Genomic DNA, 15,619 nt, shown 5'->3' with positions numbered 1-15,619 from the left:
GTCCTCAGAGAGTGGTGCCCACGCGCAGCAGGAAGTTCAGCCACGCCACTCCGGCACCGGCGAGCGCGGCCGCGCCGATGGAGACGAACACCCCGACCCGGCCTCTGGCGGCGGAGGTGGCGTTGCCGGTGGAGGACGACACGGCCCACACGATGGCGCAGATGATCAGCATCAGCACCGCGATGATGAGGGTGATCGTCAGCAGGGCGCCGACGATGCCGATCAGGGTCGAGCGGCCGCCGACGGCATCGAAGTCCGGGTACACATCCACAGCGGTTCCTCTCCGTCACAGCACGCTGGTCACCGCACAGGTGCGCACCCGGCCCCGGTGGTGCGGTCCTAGAAGGCGCAGCCTGGGCCGCCGCTGGTGGGGGCGTCGAGGCCTTCGACGCCGTGGTCGGCCAGCCACGGGATCGCATCCACCGGGGAGGCGCCGGCGCCGCCGGGGTGCAGCTGGAAGTGCAGGTGCGGGCCGGTGGAGCGGCCGCTGGAGCCGACGTCGCCGATGTGCTGCCCGGCGATGACCCGGTCGCCGGCTTGGACGTGGATGCCGTGCGCCCACATGTGGATGTAGACGCTCGCGATGCGTTCGCCGTCGATGGTGTGCTCGATGGTGATCTGCCCGGACGTGCCTCCGACCATCCCGGCGTAGGTGACGACGCCGTCGGCGAGGGCGAAGATCGGTGTGCCGTCGGCGGCGGCCCAGTCGGTGCCGGCGTGGAAGCTCCGCTCGCCGGTGAACGGGTCGCTGCGCCATCCGAAGTCCGAGGTGTGCGTGTAGGTGCCGTTGGGCAGCGGGAACACCAGTGCGGTGGTCTCCGGGATGTCCGCGTCGCCGGGAACCCCCGACCCGCCTCCGCTGCTCCTGCCGGTGGTGAGGGCTTGCAGGATCGTCCGAGCAGTGGGCTCGTAGTTGCGGTACCGGTCCGGGTAGGCCGAGACCTCCACGGCCTGGGCGGCCTCGCCCTTGTCCATCTGCTGCCACCCAGGGATATCCAGCAGCCCCCGCGGCGACGGATAGTTCGGGCCGTCCGGTCCGCCGTAGAACGCGCGCGCCTGGTAGCCGGTGTCCATCAGCTCGGCGACCGTGCCCCACCCGGATGCGGGGCGCATCTGGAACAGCCCGAGCGAGTCATGGTCTGACCCGTTGCCGTCGTTCGGGTACTCGCCCGACTCGGGGTAGGAGCCCGCATTGGCGAGCTGCCGCAGCGTGGACTCGGTGAGGGCCGCCATCAGTGCGATGAGGATCCCGTCGCGTCCGACTCCGGGCGTGCGGGCGCCGGTCTCGATGATCGTGGCCGCGTGGGTGAGCTGCTGCCGGTTCAGGGTGAACGTCGCCCCGTCCGCGGTGGAGACCTCCAGCTCGTCGGGGACGGGTCCGAGCACGACGCCGCTGGCGATGCACATCGCTTGGTTCGTCACCGCCGGGTTGACCAGCACCCCCACGCCCACCAGGGCAAGCATCGGTGCCAGCATCACCCACGCCACGAGGGCGACCAGGGCCTTCTTCATCACGCAGCTCCCGGGTTCAGCGCAGCGGGTTGTCTAGCTGCGACAGGCGCAGCAGGACGCACCGGTCGGTGGCCGGCGGGCAGGAGAGGAACATCGTGAACGCCACCGGATGCGCCGAGGTCACTTGCTCGTCGAACCAGACCCCGGTGCGGTGCCGAGTGCCTTCGACGGTGTAGGCGACCAGACCGTCGGCGAGCTGTCCGTCGGCGGCGGCGACGGCTTCGTACCACTGGTCGGGGACGTAGAGCCGGTCGATGTCGATCCACTGCGCGGTGCGGTACTCCTGCAGGTCCCGCCACGTCGCATCCGACGGCAGGTAGCGGGTCAGGTCGCTGATCAGTCCCGGTGTCTCCGCGCCGGACGGGGCCGCTGCCTCCAGCAGCACCGCCCGGTGATCGTCGGGGCCGAGGGTGGTGAACGTGTCCCACACGAACAGCGCCTCGGCGACCGCCTCGGCGAACCGTTCCGGGCTCCTCGTCTCCGGCAGCGGCTCCAGCTCCGTGGCGCCGGGGGTCGGAGACGTCGGCGCCACGGCGCCTGGCGTCGACGATCCCGTGGGGTCGGCCGGTCCCGGGCGTGGGCTGGGCGGGCCGGCGACGAGGCCGTAGATGCCGACGCCGGTCAGCACAGCGAGGATGACGCCGGCGGCGGCGAGGGAGATGATCAGCCGAAGCCGGCGGGTCCGGTCCGGGCCGGTGCGGGCGGGGTCGGTCATGACGGGGTGCCTCCTGTCCGATTCGTCTGGCACCTCACAGGTGCGCACCCGCGCAGGTCACTCCAACCGGCGCCCCATGTCCTCACGCGCCTGCTCGGTTGCCGGAGCGTCCGCGTCCAGGGCCGCGGAACGCTCCTGAAGGGCCTGATCGAGCGGGCTGGGCTCGGGGTGCCAAGCGATCCGTCCGTTCTCGCTCTGCGCGGTCATGACGAGCTGGACGACCTGGTCCAGCGACGCGGCGGCGATCGTCAGCCAACCCGACGCCTTGGCCGCCTGCTCCTGGCCCGCAGCTGGGTCTCCATCATCGGTCGCCGCGAACGGGCTGTGCCGTTCGTGCCAGTCCGCCAGCTGCCGAAGCGACTGCTGCACGCTCGTGAGCGCGGAGTGCATCGAGCCCAGCACCCGGTAGGTGTCATCCGGCACGGAGATGCGGCGGGTGGCGTAGGCCAGCCCGCGGGCGGCCTCGCCGAGCTCGTCGGCATCCTTGGCCGGGTCCTCAAACGTCGGCATCGGCCGTCTCCTCCCGGGCCGTGCGCGCCGCGTCCAGGAATGCCGCGGATGCATCGATGTAGGTCTCCACGAGCTCCCACTGGTCCGGCTCGGCGTGGCGGCCGAAGTCGGACGGGTCGAACCTGTCCCACCAGCCGTGCTCGCGGCGCAGCAGATCGACGAGCTTGCGGATCTGGTGCTTCTCCCGCAGCAGCGGGTCGGCATCCTTCCACCCCACCCGCTCCACGCCAGCGGCGCTCTCGCGCAGGTGGGTGAGGCGGGCCAGAGCCAGCCCAGACTCTTTCGCGACCTCGGCAGGTCGCTCCAGCTTCTCCAAGGTCTGCAGCTCCTGCCGCGCCGACGCACGCACCGTGTCCGGTGCGTCGGAGTCGTCAGCGGCACGGCGGATGCCAGCGAGGTTCTGCGCGGTCTTGACAGCGAGGTAGCGGCCGTTGACCTTCCCGTCGGTGTTCAGCTCGATCAGCGCCTCGGCTGCTTCCTGCCGCACGTACGGGTCCTCGGTGTCGTCGGCGGCGATGCGGCGCAGTTCATTGATCTGCTCGAGCATGGTCCGCGAGTCCCGCCCGGTGACCGCGCGGGCCGCTTGCGTTCGGGCTTTGCCGCCGCCTGACGGGGGTGCCGATTCGGCACCCCCGTCCCGTGCCTCGGCGACGCGGGCGTCACGATCCGGGGAACCGAAGCGGGTGGCGGCGTCGCGACGCTGCGCGTCCTCCGCGTACAGCGCCTTCAGCTCCTCGTACAGCTCGGCCTGCTCCAGAGGTTTGAGGGCCTTCTGTAAGGTCTGCTCGTCGCGGATCGCGAGGACGTAGGAGAGCTTGTCGGACACGTCCGGGACCACCCACACGGGTGTGGATCGCCAGCCCAGGCGTTCCATCGCCGCCAGGCGCCGGTTCCCGGTGATCAGCACCGCGTCCTCGGTGATCGCCGGCGGGTTGAGGATCCCGACCCGCTCCAGCGACCCGCACAGCTCGTCGAGGTCCTCGTCCGGGTCGCGCCGGTACTGCGAGCCGCGACGAATCTGATCGATCGCCTGCTCCAGCACCAGATGCCCGCGCGCCACCTCGGCTCACCGTCCTTCCCGCACGTCAGGTACGGGAGCCATCCGACGCACCACGTCGACCAGCGCCGTATCGGAGAGCAGGTCCGCGACGTCGTCACCGAGCAGCACCCGCGCCAGCAACCCGTACCGCCCGGCCCGCCGGCGCCCGGCCGGGATCCCCACGAGCAGGCGCACGAGCTCGGCCCACTCCTCCCGCCGGTAGCCGAAGCGCACCGCGATGCTGAGGTCCTTCGAGACGATCTCCACCGCGGACCCGCCCGAGGACAGAGACGCGACGCGGTGGGCGATGTAGTCCACCGCTTGCTCGACCTGCCGGGCAGGCCACCCAGCGACGACGAGGAACACGCACACGGTGCGGATCACCGGGTCCGCGGACCCGTCATCGTCACGGCCGGCGCCGCCGACGAGCTCGGTGGCGTGCGGGTGGACGTCGTAGAAGAACTCCTCGTAGTGCCCCGCACGTACCGGCTCTTCGTTCGGGCGCTTGGAGGGGCGGCGGGCCTTGTCCTGGCTGGTCAGGTCCCGGTCGGCGTGCGCCTCGGCGGCGATGCCGAGCGCGACCGCGCGGGTCACCACCGCCCACGGGTCGTCGGCCTTCACCGTGGTGGACTGCCGCATGGCGATGAAAGCCTCGTAGGCGGCGTCGGCCGGGTCGCGGTGCCAGGCGCGGGCGACCGGGGTGTACTTCGCGGTGGCGTACACCATGAGCTCGGCGGCCACCGAGCTGGTCGTCCACGCGTTGTGCGTGTTCAGGTCGATGAGGACCTGGCGCAGGCCCTCCGGGGTAGTGAAGTCCGGACTCGTCTGGTCCGGGACGGATAGATCATGCATAGCGACTCCCTCAACGGATCTGGGTGCAAGCGAGGTATGAACCCGCATCCGCGAAAGACCAGCCGCGCCCTCAGCGGTGGCATGTGCCTCCATGCGGGGCGCTCGTTTCAGGCGTCACTGAGCCGCGCCGCGACGCACAGCCGTGCTATCGCGGTCCGCAGTGCCGCCGCGATCAGGCGGCGGCGAGGTGGTCTGTCAGGAGATGGATGCGGGGCCGGGCGTCGGGTGGCTGCCCGGGCAGGCAGAGGTCACCGGCTCACCCCCTGCCTGCCCAGCACGGGCCGCGCGGGGCTGGTCGATGCATCAGTGACGAGATCCGCCTCGCGGTGTGACAGCGCACGGCGGATGCGGGCCGCGCCGTCGCGCGAAGCCTGGCGGACGAGCTCGTGAACGTCCTGGTTCACGTCCGCGGTCTTCTCCATCACCCGCGCGCCGGCACGGGCGGCCATGTCGGTGGGACGCACCCACTCCACATGAGTCTCCGGGTGTCCGGCCGGTGCGGGCATGCGGCCCACGCTCGGGTCGCCGTGGCGGGCGATCACGTGCGCGCCCTCCGTATTAGGGCGCTCGGTGTCGGCACGCTCCGCACCTGGACGCTCGGTGTCGGCACGCTCCGGACCTGGACGCTCGGTGTCGGGTGGGTTCCCGCTGCCTGCGGGATCAGAGGATGTGGGGTCGGTCATGACGGGTCTCCTTCCGTGTCCTCGTCAGGTACGGCCAGCCATCGGCAGATCGTGGTCGGATGCTTGCCCAGCTGCGCCGCGATCTGCCGTTTCGAGATCCCGTCGGCTGCGAGCCGCGCCGCCTGCTCCCGCGTCTCCCGATCGCCGCGCGCTCGCTCCCGCCCCGCGGACACTGGCCGCGTCCGTTCGGGCCGCGGCTTGGCGCGCTCATCCTCACGAGCCGGCGGTGTCGCGTCGCTGCGGGTGGGGGCGGCGTTGCGGGTGAGCTCGACGGTCAGGTGGGTCATCGCCAACAGCACCAGGGGCGGGACCGAGGCGACCAGTGCCGCGACCACCGCGGGCACGCGGGCGTCGGCGGCGACGATCGCGTGGGTGATGTTCGCCGCGACGGACACGCCGGCGCCGGAGGCCAGCAGTAGCCACGCGTAGCGGCGCGCGGCCGGTGCTTGATTGCGCAGCGCGACGACCGAGATGGTGGCCTCGAGGATCACCCCGTCCACGATCAGCGGCCACACCCACGCCTGCCCGGCGGGAATGCCGGCCATGATCGCCAGGTCCTGCAGCGTGGTGAACGACAGCCAGAACGCGCCCAGCGCGAGCACCAGGGTGCCGGTGACGCTGCTGGCGACCACCAGTCGCGGCACCCCGCTTCCAGGCCCGGCCACGCCTGCATCCGCCGGACGGGCGGTGCGGGGCGCGGCGGGCGTGCTCATCGCCGCACGGCTCCCCGGATCGCACTGGACGATCGGCCCCCGTCATCGGCCGCGGGTGTGAGCTGGATGGTGCGCCAGGCGGATCGGATGGTCGCCTCGATCTCCCGGGCACCCAGCCCGACGGCGAGCGCGGGCCGGTCGAGCAGATCGTGGATGCCCTGCTCGTCGAAGCCCTGCTCGGCCAGGCGGCACGATGCCCAGAACAGGCTGGCGTTCCGGTTGCCCTCGGCCGCGCCGAAGAGCCAGCGGGTCAGTTCTTCGCCGCCCCGTGACGCTGCGTCGCTTCGTGGTGTGGTGACGCGGGGGCGGATGGGGGTGAGTAGGTCGCGGATCCGGTCGCCGTCGACCGGGCGCGGTTCCGCGTTGAGCGTGAGGATCGTGTATCCCGTTCGCCTGCCCTGATCGATCACCGTCGAGGGTGGGGCGAGGACGTAGCCGCCGGTGCCGCGGAAGTCGACGTGCCGCGTGCCGCGGGACCACGTCTGTTGTGGCCGGTCGGGATCGGAGGGGAAGTACAGATGCGTGCCGCCGGACGGTGTGCGCACCGCGGCGAGCGCTCCGGGGACCATACCCGCGCGGTGGAGGCGTTCGAGGGTGCGGTAGCCGTCGCCGCCGGCATGCACGTCGATGTCGAGCACGTCCAGGCCGTGTCCCGTGGCGATGCCGATGTTCGCCTCGGGCTTCCATGCCCACCATCCTCTGATGCGGCGTGCGCCGGTGGTCGCGTCCCGGTATCCGCGCTTGGTCAGCGGCTGCTTGCCGCCCGGGACGCAGGGGAACACGTCCAGGCCGGCAGCCGCATACATCAGGGCGGCTTCACGCAGGGTGCCGTCATGCGCACGCACGGCGCTCAGGGTCTCGTGCAGCGTCTCGATCATGTTCGCCTCCTCCCGCGGCTCAGGCGACGAGCGCCGAACTGCAAGAGTCAGGTGCGCGTCACTAGCCGGTAACCCGGAGCCGCTAGCCTGGCCTCGACGCAGGGCCTTGGTTGCCTCGAGCACGCAGGTGCGGCGTCTACCGATCGGACCTCGATCGTCAAGTTCCGTCCAGCGTTTCGTCCGACGATGCGTGTTTGAGCAATGAACACGCGCGGCCCAGGCATCTTCCCGACGATCCCGGCGATCGCCCGTGCGCCGGCCTAGAGTGATCGACCGGGCGCGTCCGACCTGCCGGACCCGGGATGCGGATCGTCGCCGTCCACGTTGCGTTCGCGGCGAGCCAGCAAGTCTCCCAGGCTCACTCGGTGTTCGTGCGGTGTGTCCGTTCCGCTCCGGCCGTGGACATCGAACCCGGGACGTCCGGAGGACACCACGATCTGGCTGATCGCGTCGAGTGCGCGTAGTGCGGAGGCCCCCACCTCGAGGCGGTCCAGGACGGCGGAGATCTGGTTCATCGCCACAGCGTCCCTGTCCGCGCCCGCGTGTGCGAACGCGGCCGACGCCGTCAGTGTCTTGCCCCTTGGCGCGCTCCCGACGACGACCCACAACTGCCCCTGCCCGTCGGCGCCGGTGGCGTCGTAGACGCCGGCAGGGATCCAGTTGTGCGCGTCGGAGGCTGGGCCCTCGTAGATCGGTGGTTCCTCCGGCGCGTCTGGATCGGGCACGATCACATCGATGTCGGCGGCGTCGAGCATCTCGGCGAGCCGGGCACGTTCTTCGGGAGCCAGCAGCGGGGACGACGCATCGGATCGTTCCGGATCGACCAGGGCGCGCAGCGTCTGCAGCGCCAGCAGGTCCGTGGGCAGCCACGGCTCGGGCGCGGCCGGCTTCCATCGGCGGATGCCCGGAACGTCGTCGTCGAACGGCTCCCCGAGAAGCCAGTCGCCATCGGCAAGCAGGTCCTGGTCGGGTGCGGCGAGGTCCTCGATCAATGTCTCGCGCATGATGTAGGCGGCTTCATCCGCGGAGCGGGCGACCACGTCGAACTCGATCACGACGCGGTGATGCTCCAGCGGGTCCGGGGTGTATCCCAGGGGTGGCGTGTCGCCGGTGTCGCTCATGGGTTTCGTCCCTCCTGCGATGCCCGGACGCGACCCTGCAGGTCCTCCGGGGCGCTGACCAGTGCGCAGGGAAGGTGCGCGGGGCAACCGGCCGAGCCCCGCACCCAGGTGGCCTGACGCAACGCACCGCGCCCAGCCGGGGACGTGCCTGAGACACCGCCGTTCGAAGCCAGATAGATTATGCCGGATATTTCTGGCTGACGGGAGCGCGGCAGGCTCGTCAGCGTAGAGGGATGCCCTCCTCCACTGCGCCTTCGTCCTGGGAGGAGTACGCCAAGAACCTCGGAATCGAACTGCAGCGTCGGCGGATCGCGCTGGATATCACGCAGGAGAACCTTGCCCACCGTGCCGGTCTCACCCGCACGCACTACCAGCAGCTCGAACGCGGGTTCTGGAAGCCGGGGTCACCGGCCAACCCCTCGCTGAAGATGCTCGTGCGCCTGGCGCAGGCACTCCAGCTCGAGGTTGCCGAGCTGCTCCCGTCCGGACGCGACGTCGAGTGGCCGGACACGTAGCCGGGTCACCGGCCGGGCTGATCCGGGTGCAGTCCGCGGCCGTCTGCCTCCGGGTCACCGGTGGCCTCGTGCCCGGTGAGCCGGTGACTGCGATCGCGCAGCAGGTCTGACAGCAGCGCTCCCCGCTCGAGGCGTGAGGAGGGCGCCGGGGGTGTGTCGTGGTTTCCGAGGTGGCGCCAGCCGAGCACTCCGTGCACGTCGCCATCCGCCAGTACACGTTGCCGCCGCTGGACGGCCGCGGGTGTTCCTGCGGGAGCGTCGCCAGTCAGGCCGTCGTCGACCAGGATGCGGGCCTCGTCTGCGGTGTGCGCGGAGACCTCGAACTCAACTGGAACGCGGTAGGTCCACAGCTCTTTCGTTGCGGATGGGCGGGCAGGCGCAGGCGAGGCGTCGACGGCCGGTGTGGTCGATCGAGCAGACCGCGTCGTCGCGTTCGTCTCTGGCTCGGCTCCCTCACCCTGCTGAGCTGGCGCCAAGCGATGGTTGGGCGGTGAGGAGGTCGCGTTCACGGTGTCGGTGTCGAGGAGGAGGCGCAGCCGCTGCTCGCGGGCCTCAGCGATCCGGTTGAAGTCTGCCTGCCACTGCGTGTGGTCCCAGGCGTAACGGGCTCCTTCGATCTCGCCCTCGTAGCCGGGTGTGATCGTGACCAGGTAGTCCTGGCGGCGCGGCTCCGCCGGCAACGGGTGTTCCTGGAGCAGGGCCGCGATGCCCTCGCGTAGCCGCTGGACCTCCTCGACGCGCTCGAGGAGGTAGGTGGGACGCCGCAGGTACATGGCGATGTCCAGTGCCTGCTCGGTGAACTCGTCGAACGCCGCACCGTAGGCGTTCTCATCGACCTCACCGTGCTCATCACGGAACGCATCCGGGTCCGGCTCCTCGGGGAAGATCTCGGCGAGCATGTCGAACACGGGGGTTTCCGCATAGATGTCGGCGAACGCGTGCGGTTCTCGCAGCCGCAGGTCGGCGTGGCTGTTCCCGTCGATGTGCTTCAACCCGGCCTCGGGGAACCATCGATCCTCCAGCGGGTAGAAGACGTCGCCGAGCTCGCGCAGGGGTGCAGCGTCGGTCAACATGCGGTCCGCTCGGGACAGCAGCGTGTGCAGCACCTGTGCCGCCTGCTCCCGCGTCGTCCCGGCGACCTCGAAGACGACCGGGATGGTGAAATTCTGCTCTGATTCGGTCACGGTGTGCTCCTCGTCCTACCGTGGTTGCTGAGGGTCAGGTAGGTCACAGCTCGCGTGCCGGCCCGGCGTCCGAGCGAGACGGAGCTGCCTCTCCCGCGGCGAGCTGCGAGGCACGGCGGGCGAGCGCGTAGGACAGGTCCCGCTCGTACTGCCCACCGGGACCGGTCAGGTCGGCGACGGGCAGTTGGGTAATGGTCGCCCGCGGCATCGGGGTCTCCTCGGCGAGAGCCTCGAGCCACTGATCGACATCCTCGGGGGTGTTCCACTGCTGGATCGGTGTGTGCTTGTCGATGAACTCGCGGCCGCCGGCGAAGGCCTCGGACTCGGCGAGCTCCTCGTACAGCTGGGTCGCGACACGGCGGGCAAGATCGGTGCTGCGGGAGCCGATGAGGATCGAGGGCTCGACGTCGGGGTCATCGGTCCACGTGATCACCCCGACCGTGACGACCTGCGGCCGCGTCCTCGCCGCGCGGTTGGCGAGCAGCTCCCGGGAGTCCAGGCCGTCGTGACCTGCGGCCCGCACCAGGTGGGAGATCTGCTCCAGTGCGGCGGACGGGTGCTGGGTGCGGTCGTAGTCCTGCAGCGCCTCGGCGATCTGGGCCAAGGCACGGGAGTCCACGTTGCCCACCGGCAGAGTTGCGGCCGTGCGCCCGAGCGGGCTCAGGCGGGACGGGCCCACAGCGAGTCGGACCGGCCGCCCGCTGAAGTCCTTGCCCTCGTACAACCCGTCGGGCAACTCGGGCGCCGCCTCGCTGGCGTGGCCGGCGAACAGCGGATCGGACTCGGGGTACTCCGGGTTCGGGATCTCCACGTACCGGTCCGCCGCAGCCAAAGTGATGCGCAGCTGCTGCAGCTCCGCATCGGTCAGCACGCGCAGCGTGCCCGGCTCCTGCGCCTCGGTCTCCACGAGCGTGCGGAGCACCTCGATCGTGGTCAGGTCTGCGAGGAACGTCTGCTGCGTGGACGCCGACGTGTTCAACCCCGGGTAGGAGTCCTCCTGATGCGACCAGCCGCGGATGCCTTCGCGTCCCTCGGTCGCGGCCAGCGCTCCGATAGACCTCGAGGTGAGCGCCTGATCGACGATCCCGCGAGCCTGCGCCCATGAGCGTGCGGCGATCTCGAACACGACCGGTACCCGCACGCGCCACAGCTCGCCACGGTCGCCGTCATCGGGAAGCTCCGCCATGATGGTCCCTCCTACCTCTCTGGTGCGCACGCCTCGCGCACATCACAGAGGTAGGCGCCGCTCACGAGCGTTCGATGGTCGCTTCCTTCCGCGGTCTTCTCAACCCACTCCGGGTGTTCGCCCGGCCGGCGGGTCAGGGGTCGGCGTGCCGCATCGCGACGCGATCGATGCGTGAGGCGATCAGCGGGACGAAGCTCGCGTCCTTCTCGATCGCGACCACCCGCATCCCTTCCTCCAGCGCCGCCTCCACCGTCGCACCCGAGCCGGCGAACGGCTCCAGCACAAGGCCGCCCCGCGGGGTGAGCAGGCGCACCAGCCACCGCATCAACGACAGCGGCTTCACCGTCGAATGCGAAACCCCGAACGCGCGCGGCCGCTCCGATCCCGGCGCCTTGTGCTCGTAACGGAAGATCGGGAACCGACTCGAGGCCGGCGTTCCGCGCCAAGAGCCGGTCAGCAGATCCAGCGCCTCGGCCTGCGCGCCATCCAGCGCCACATTGGCCGGCCACCGGCCCTCACCGAACCGTGCCGCGTCGATGTGCAACGCCCCGGTACCATGCGTCAGCACGCTATCGACCACCGTGCCCGAGACGGGCTTACGGGCGATGATGATCGGTTCGAACGACGGCCGCAACCCGGTTCCCCAGCCCGCCCACTGCTTCGCGTCCTCGCTGACCGGTGCGCCCTGCTGCACGACACGACGTGTCGCGCCCAGCACTCCCTCCAGCTCTGACTCCTGCACCACCCGGTCCGGGCGCAGCACCCCGTTGCGCTTGTCCAGTGCATACGCGAGATCCATGCTCTTAGGCATCCCCGAGGAGTACAGCCACGCAATCTGATCGCGCACCTCGAATCCCGCGTCCTCGATCCCGCGCACCATCCGATGCCACGTGCGGGTGCCGCCGAACGCAGCCAGGTGCGCGCCCGGCTTCAACGCGTGCAATGCGCCGCGCGCCCACGCCGCGCACCACGACTCGAACACCTCCGGCCCGGTCATTGTCGACAGGTCGATGTCCGGCAGTGATTCCGCGAACCCCGCGGCTCCGTCCCACGCGTGCCCGTTGAACTCCAGGCCATAGGGCGGATCGGTCACCAGCGCATCCGCCACTCCGGCGGCCAGTCGGGGAAGGACCGCGACAGAGTCCCCACCCAGGATGACCGCTCCGTCCCGGTCGATCTCGACAGGAAGATCACCGGCCCCGTAGGCATGCGGAACCTCGTGCGGCATGGAGTACCTGCTCTCAGAGCATGTTCGCCGCCGTTGCCCGACGAAACCCGTGCCAGCCAGGTACGCCCACCCGGACGCCCGCCGAGCACCCACGCCGCCGCTTCCCGATCACCCCTTCCGCCGTCGACCCAGCGGACGCCCGAGCCCCACTCCAAGTGCTCCACACGATCGGCAATCGACGAGGGAGCGAGCCGCCGGGCCCTGCGTGATCATCGATCGAGGAGATCAGGCGCATCGCGAAGCGCAGACGAGCGGTCTCTGGCTCTGGCGTTGAACGCGAAAGACCTCGCGCCTTGACCATATCGGCGCTTGAACGCTCGGCCGGCTGCTGACACGCTCGCCCAGCCTGCTTGGCTTGCGGCCTGGGCGAAGGTGACTTCAGTCGAGGCGAGAAGCTCCGCAATTCGGTCCGTTCGTGCTTCCCACAAGTACGCGGCCGGACTCGTGCCGAGATCCTGCTGGAACAGCCGCGAGAGCTGAGACTCGGAGAGGCCTGCAACTCGAGCCAACTCCCCAACGCTCCACCTATGCTCCAGCCTGCCGTGGAGTGCCCTTACCGCACGCACAACCGGCTCTCGGGGAATGATTGAACGAGCAGCGGCCATGACGCCGTTACGAGCGATCAGCGTCGCCAGTGCGTCGAATGCATCTGCGACGCGGGCAAGCGTTGCGAACTCATTCGTCGGAGTATGGGACACGGCCGCGAGCACGCTGAGCTTCGGTTGCAAAGCACGCACACCTTCTTCGCCAATACTCATCACGCTCGGTCGGGTATCGACTTCTGCAAGCCGAAGGCGGTACACCAGCGGATTGGTGCTCGGCAGCCAGCGGAGATGCACCCGCAGATATTCCGCATCGAGATAGATGGAGGTGGTCCGCACAAAGCCAACTGGTCTCGCGGAAAACCAGACATTCCCAGGAAGCACCAGAACGCTTCCTGGCGAAAGAGTTTCCTCCTGATCCGCGTACCCGAGTCTCGACCAGCCCGCCGTCACAAACGCGACCTGCATGCTTTCTGTGAAGAATCTTGCAGGCTGGTCGGCATGGAGATCCGTCACCGATATAGGTAACGAAAGTCCGTCGAATAGCGCCCGATTCGAGAGACAGACGGTCACGGTCTTGTTTGGTTTGTGACGGTAGTTCACGTCAAGCGCCGCGAATCTTGTTGCCGGGGCACTCACTTCTCCTCCGAGGAATCAGAGCGATCTCCCCAGAGACCAGAGAGCACCAGATTCGGCCATCGGGCGCAAGGAATGCGCGCAGACAGACTGCCGATCTGCAGACGGGATCGACATGCCCGCGCCGGAGGAGATCGCACGAAGAAGAGCGAGTCAGCGTGACTCCACCGTTCGTTCTCGTAGCGCGCTCGCTATGGTCTGGACTACGCCGCCCCAAGCCTCGGTCCACCTAGAAACTGTCGCGGGATCGGTAAAGTTCGAATCCAGCTGGTACAGCCCCGGCGTCGGGCAGATAGCACCGAGCTCGACCAGTACGGGCTTGAGGTGGATTTCAGGAGCAAGCGCATGAGCCTGCCCGGCACCGAGCATGAGCGGAATTGCCACGACTCCCTTGAGCCCGTCGCCTGACGGGAAGCGATCAAGAAAGAGCTTGAGCAGACCCGTGTAAGTCGCTTTGTACGTCGGCGAAGCCACTATGGCTACGTCGGCCTCTTGGACGTCACGGACGGCTCTCGAAACCGATCGATCGTCTGGGGTGAAGAGCGCCGGCCCCAACTCGCTCAGCTCGAGCACCGTCAGTTGCGTTGCGCCAAGCGCGCGCGCAAGCAGGGCGGCAGCGTCTGCCGTTCGTGAACGCGGCTTCGGGTTGCCGACGACAGCGACGACCTTCATCAGGATCTCCTGTTCTTGCGAATGCTCGTGTTCTGGCGGGAGGGGTGCGCGGCCTCGAACGAAGCTTGCTCGAGGCCGCGCGTCGCTCTCATCAGAGCGTCTCGGATGCTTCGGTCACCCTCACGCTGCGGCGCGAGACGATGCCCGCGATCCAGAGTGCGGCGATCACCGCCAGGGTCACGATCGGGACGGCGATGTTGCCGCTCACCACGCTCATGACAAGCGCGAAGAGCACGACGAGACCGGCGATCATGGAACCCGTGGTGAACCACGGGCTGCGGGTACGCACCCCGTCGACGACGCCGGCCCAGGTGAGCGCGAGGTAGGCGACGGACCAGGAGTAGGAGGTGACGAGAGCGAAGTTGACGAACGCGAGGTAGATCGGCTCGCCGGTGATGAGGAGGTAGGCGACAAAGACGAGCATGCCGGAGGTTCCCACGAAGGCGATCGCTCGTGCAGGGGTCCGATGCTTCTCGTGGATGTGGCCGAGCGACTTCGGCAGGATTCCGTCGCGTCCGGCGGTGCCGAAGATGCGCCCAGCATCGGTGATGTAGGCGAGGAGTGAGCCGACGGAAGCGAGGAACATGAGCGCGTCGGTGAAGGTTCCGAGGCCGCCGACCTGGCCGACCTGGGAGAGCAGGTAGAGGGGTGATGCTCCGGCGAGGACCTGGTCGATGTTGGCGGTCATGATCGGGACGGTGAGGAACACGGAGACGATGCCGACGCCCGCGATGACGGCGATGATCGACATGACGATCTTGGGGATCGTGCGGCGCGGGTCGGCAGTCTCCTGGGCGAGCGCGGTGAAGCCCTCGAATCCGGCGAAGGCGCCGTAGGCGAGGATGAAGCCGGGGATGAACGTCTCTAGGCTGAAGCCTTCGAGGCTGAGCTGTGCTGTGAAGTCGATGCCGCTGTGGACGACGGCCGCGATGAGGATGAAGATCGCGAACGGCACGCAGATCCAGCCGAGCACGATGGAGGTGTTCACCGAGACGGTGACACCGCAGCGGGCGAGCAGGACGCATCCTGCGACGAGCACGGCTCCGAGGAGGGCCTGCAGCGGTGTGCTGGACATATCGATGCCGAATCCGCCGAGGAAGCTGACCAGGAAGATCAGCGACAGGCCGACGAAGAGGATCATGACGGCGATGTATCCGACGAACAGCGCAGCGCCGCCGAGGACGCCGGCGCGCGGTCCGATCTCCAGGTCGAGGTAGGACATGATCGACCCGGTGGTGAGGTGGCGCTTGGAGAAGCGCACGACGATGAAGCCGAGGAGGAAGACGACGACGGCGCCGATGATCATCGCAAGCCAGGAGCTGTTGCCGGAGGCGACGACGAGCGTGGCGCCGAAGCCGGAGATGACCGACGCGATGCCGAGCGCGGTGAGCCCGAAGAACAGTGCCTGGCCCGCGCTGATCTTGCCTTTGGCGAGCTCGGGCTCTGCGCCTTGCAGTGAGGTGCCGGTGGACGGCTCGGCGGCCGATCGTGTTGCGCTCATTGGTGACCTTTCCTGTGATGTGGGTCACAGTCTTGGGCCGAGGAATAGATTAGTTCAAGCGCACTAATCTACCTTTTACGGGCCTGTAACAATCAGCGAAGTCTCCCGGTGCTCAAGTGAGAGCGTTCTTGA

General features: G+C 69.0%; 17 protein-coding genes. 1 reads left to right on the top strand and 16 read right to left on the bottom strand.

Going from position 1 to position 15,619, the window contains the following annotated elements; all coding sequences use genetic code 11:
* Window positions 1-4: 4 nt before the first annotated feature.
* From ACIGEP_RS07400 to ACIGEP_RS07355, 10 genes are all read right to left on the bottom strand, one after another.
* A complete protein-coding gene (locus ACIGEP_RS07400) occupies window positions 5-271 on the bottom strand; it encodes a DUF6112 family protein (protein ID WP_219869363.1) in 267 nt (88 codons plus the stop codon).
* A 68-nt stretch (window positions 272-339) separates the two neighbouring features.
* On the bottom strand, window positions 340-1,512 hold the full coding sequence (locus ACIGEP_RS07395) for a M23 family metallopeptidase (protein ID WP_396660946.1): 1,173 nt from the start codon (window positions 1,510-1,512) through the stop codon (window positions 340-342).
* A gap of 16 nt (window positions 1,513-1,528) precedes the next feature.
* Window positions 1,529-2,227, bottom strand: a complete 699-nt coding sequence (locus tag ACIGEP_RS07390; RefSeq protein ID WP_396660945.1) for a hypothetical protein — start codon at window positions 2,225-2,227, stop codon at window positions 1,529-1,531.
* A gap of 57 nt (window positions 2,228-2,284) precedes the next feature.
* Window positions 2,285-2,737: a hypothetical protein gene (locus tag ACIGEP_RS07385; RefSeq protein ID WP_396660944.1), complete on the bottom strand. Its 453-nt coding sequence runs from the start codon at window positions 2,735-2,737 to the stop codon at window positions 2,285-2,287.
* Window positions 2,724-3,797 (bottom strand): ParB N-terminal domain-containing protein, encoded by a 1,074-nt coding sequence (locus ACIGEP_RS07380; protein ID WP_396660943.1) that lies wholly within the window; start codon window positions 3,795-3,797, stop codon window positions 2,724-2,726. Before ACIGEP_RS07380 ends, ACIGEP_RS07385 begins: the two co-directional genes overlap by 14 nt.
* A 6-nt stretch (window positions 3,798-3,803) precedes the next feature.
* The gene (locus ACIGEP_RS07375; RefSeq protein ID WP_396660942.1) at window positions 3,804-4,628 is read right to left on the bottom strand and encodes a hypothetical protein; all 825 of its coding nucleotides are present in this window, start codon (window positions 4,626-4,628) and stop codon (window positions 3,804-3,806) included.
* Between the two features lie 248 nt (window positions 4,629-4,876).
* On the bottom strand, window positions 4,877-5,311 hold the full coding sequence (locus tag ACIGEP_RS07370; protein WP_396660941.1) for a hypothetical protein: 435 nt from the start codon (window positions 5,309-5,311) through the stop codon (window positions 4,877-4,879).
* Window positions 5,308-6,024, bottom strand: a complete 717-nt coding sequence (locus tag ACIGEP_RS07365) for a DUF2637 domain-containing protein (RefSeq protein ID WP_396660940.1) — start codon at window positions 6,022-6,024, stop codon at window positions 5,308-5,310. Before ACIGEP_RS07365 ends, ACIGEP_RS07370 begins: the two co-directional genes overlap by 4 nt.
* Entirely contained in the window at window positions 6,021-6,902 is an 882-nt protein-coding gene (locus ACIGEP_RS07360; protein ID WP_396660939.1) for a bifunctional DNA primase/polymerase, read from the bottom strand. Before ACIGEP_RS07360 ends, ACIGEP_RS07365 begins: the two co-directional genes overlap by 4 nt.
* Window positions 6,903-7,162: 260 nt before the next feature.
* A complete protein-coding gene (locus tag ACIGEP_RS07355) occupies window positions 7,163-8,023 on the bottom strand; it encodes a hypothetical protein (RefSeq protein WP_396660938.1) in 861 nt (286 codons plus the stop codon).
* A gap of 233 nt (window positions 8,024-8,256) precedes the next feature.
* On the opposite strand from ACIGEP_RS07355, the gene ACIGEP_RS07350 reads away from it, so the two are divergent.
* Window positions 8,257-8,538, top strand: a complete 282-nt coding sequence (locus ACIGEP_RS07350) for a helix-turn-helix domain-containing protein (protein WP_396660937.1) — start codon at window positions 8,257-8,259, stop codon at window positions 8,536-8,538.
* 5 nt (window positions 8,539-8,543) lie between these two features.
* Here ACIGEP_RS07350 and ACIGEP_RS07345 read toward each other — a convergent pair whose 3' ends face one another.
* The 6 genes from ACIGEP_RS07345 to ACIGEP_RS07320 all read right to left on the bottom strand — a co-directional run bounded on the left by ACIGEP_RS07345 (window position 8,544) and on the right by ACIGEP_RS07320 (window position 15,487).
* Window positions 8,544-9,722 (bottom strand): hypothetical protein, encoded by a 1,179-nt coding sequence (locus ACIGEP_RS07345; RefSeq protein WP_396660936.1) that lies wholly within the window; start codon window positions 9,720-9,722, stop codon window positions 8,544-8,546.
* 43 nt (window positions 9,723-9,765) lie between these two features.
* Entirely contained in the window at window positions 9,766-10,908 is a 1,143-nt protein-coding gene (locus ACIGEP_RS07340; protein ID WP_396660935.1) for a hypothetical protein, read from the bottom strand.
* Between the two features lie 133 nt (window positions 10,909-11,041).
* Window positions 11,042-12,136 carry a DNA-methyltransferase gene (locus tag ACIGEP_RS07335; protein WP_396660934.1) on the bottom strand — a complete coding sequence of 365 codons (1,095 nt, stop codon included), beginning with the start codon at window positions 12,134-12,136 and terminating at the stop codon, window positions 11,042-11,044.
* A 209-nt stretch (window positions 12,137-12,345) separates the two neighbouring features.
* Window positions 12,346-13,281, bottom strand: a complete 936-nt coding sequence (locus tag ACIGEP_RS07330; protein WP_396660933.1) for a helix-turn-helix domain-containing protein — start codon at window positions 13,279-13,281, stop codon at window positions 12,346-12,348.
* Between the two features lie 186 nt (window positions 13,282-13,467).
* Window positions 13,468-13,986, bottom strand: coding sequence for an NADPH-dependent FMN reductase (locus ACIGEP_RS07325; protein ID WP_396660932.1), 519 nt, complete (start codon window positions 13,984-13,986; stop codon window positions 13,468-13,470).
* 91 nt (window positions 13,987-14,077) lie between these two features.
* On the bottom strand, window positions 14,078-15,487 hold the full coding sequence (locus ACIGEP_RS07320; protein WP_396660931.1) for an APC family permease: 1,410 nt from the start codon (window positions 15,485-15,487) through the stop codon (window positions 14,078-14,080).
* Window positions 15,488-15,619 lie beyond the last annotated feature (132 nt).

Origin of the sequence: Microbacterium sp. NPDC077663 (genome assembly GCF_044542795.1) — a bacterium.
In the GTDB taxonomy this organism is placed as follows: domain Bacteria; phylum Actinomycetota; class Actinomycetes; order Actinomycetales; family Microbacteriaceae; genus Microbacterium.
This window is presented reverse-complemented; position numbering and strand designations above follow the sequence as displayed.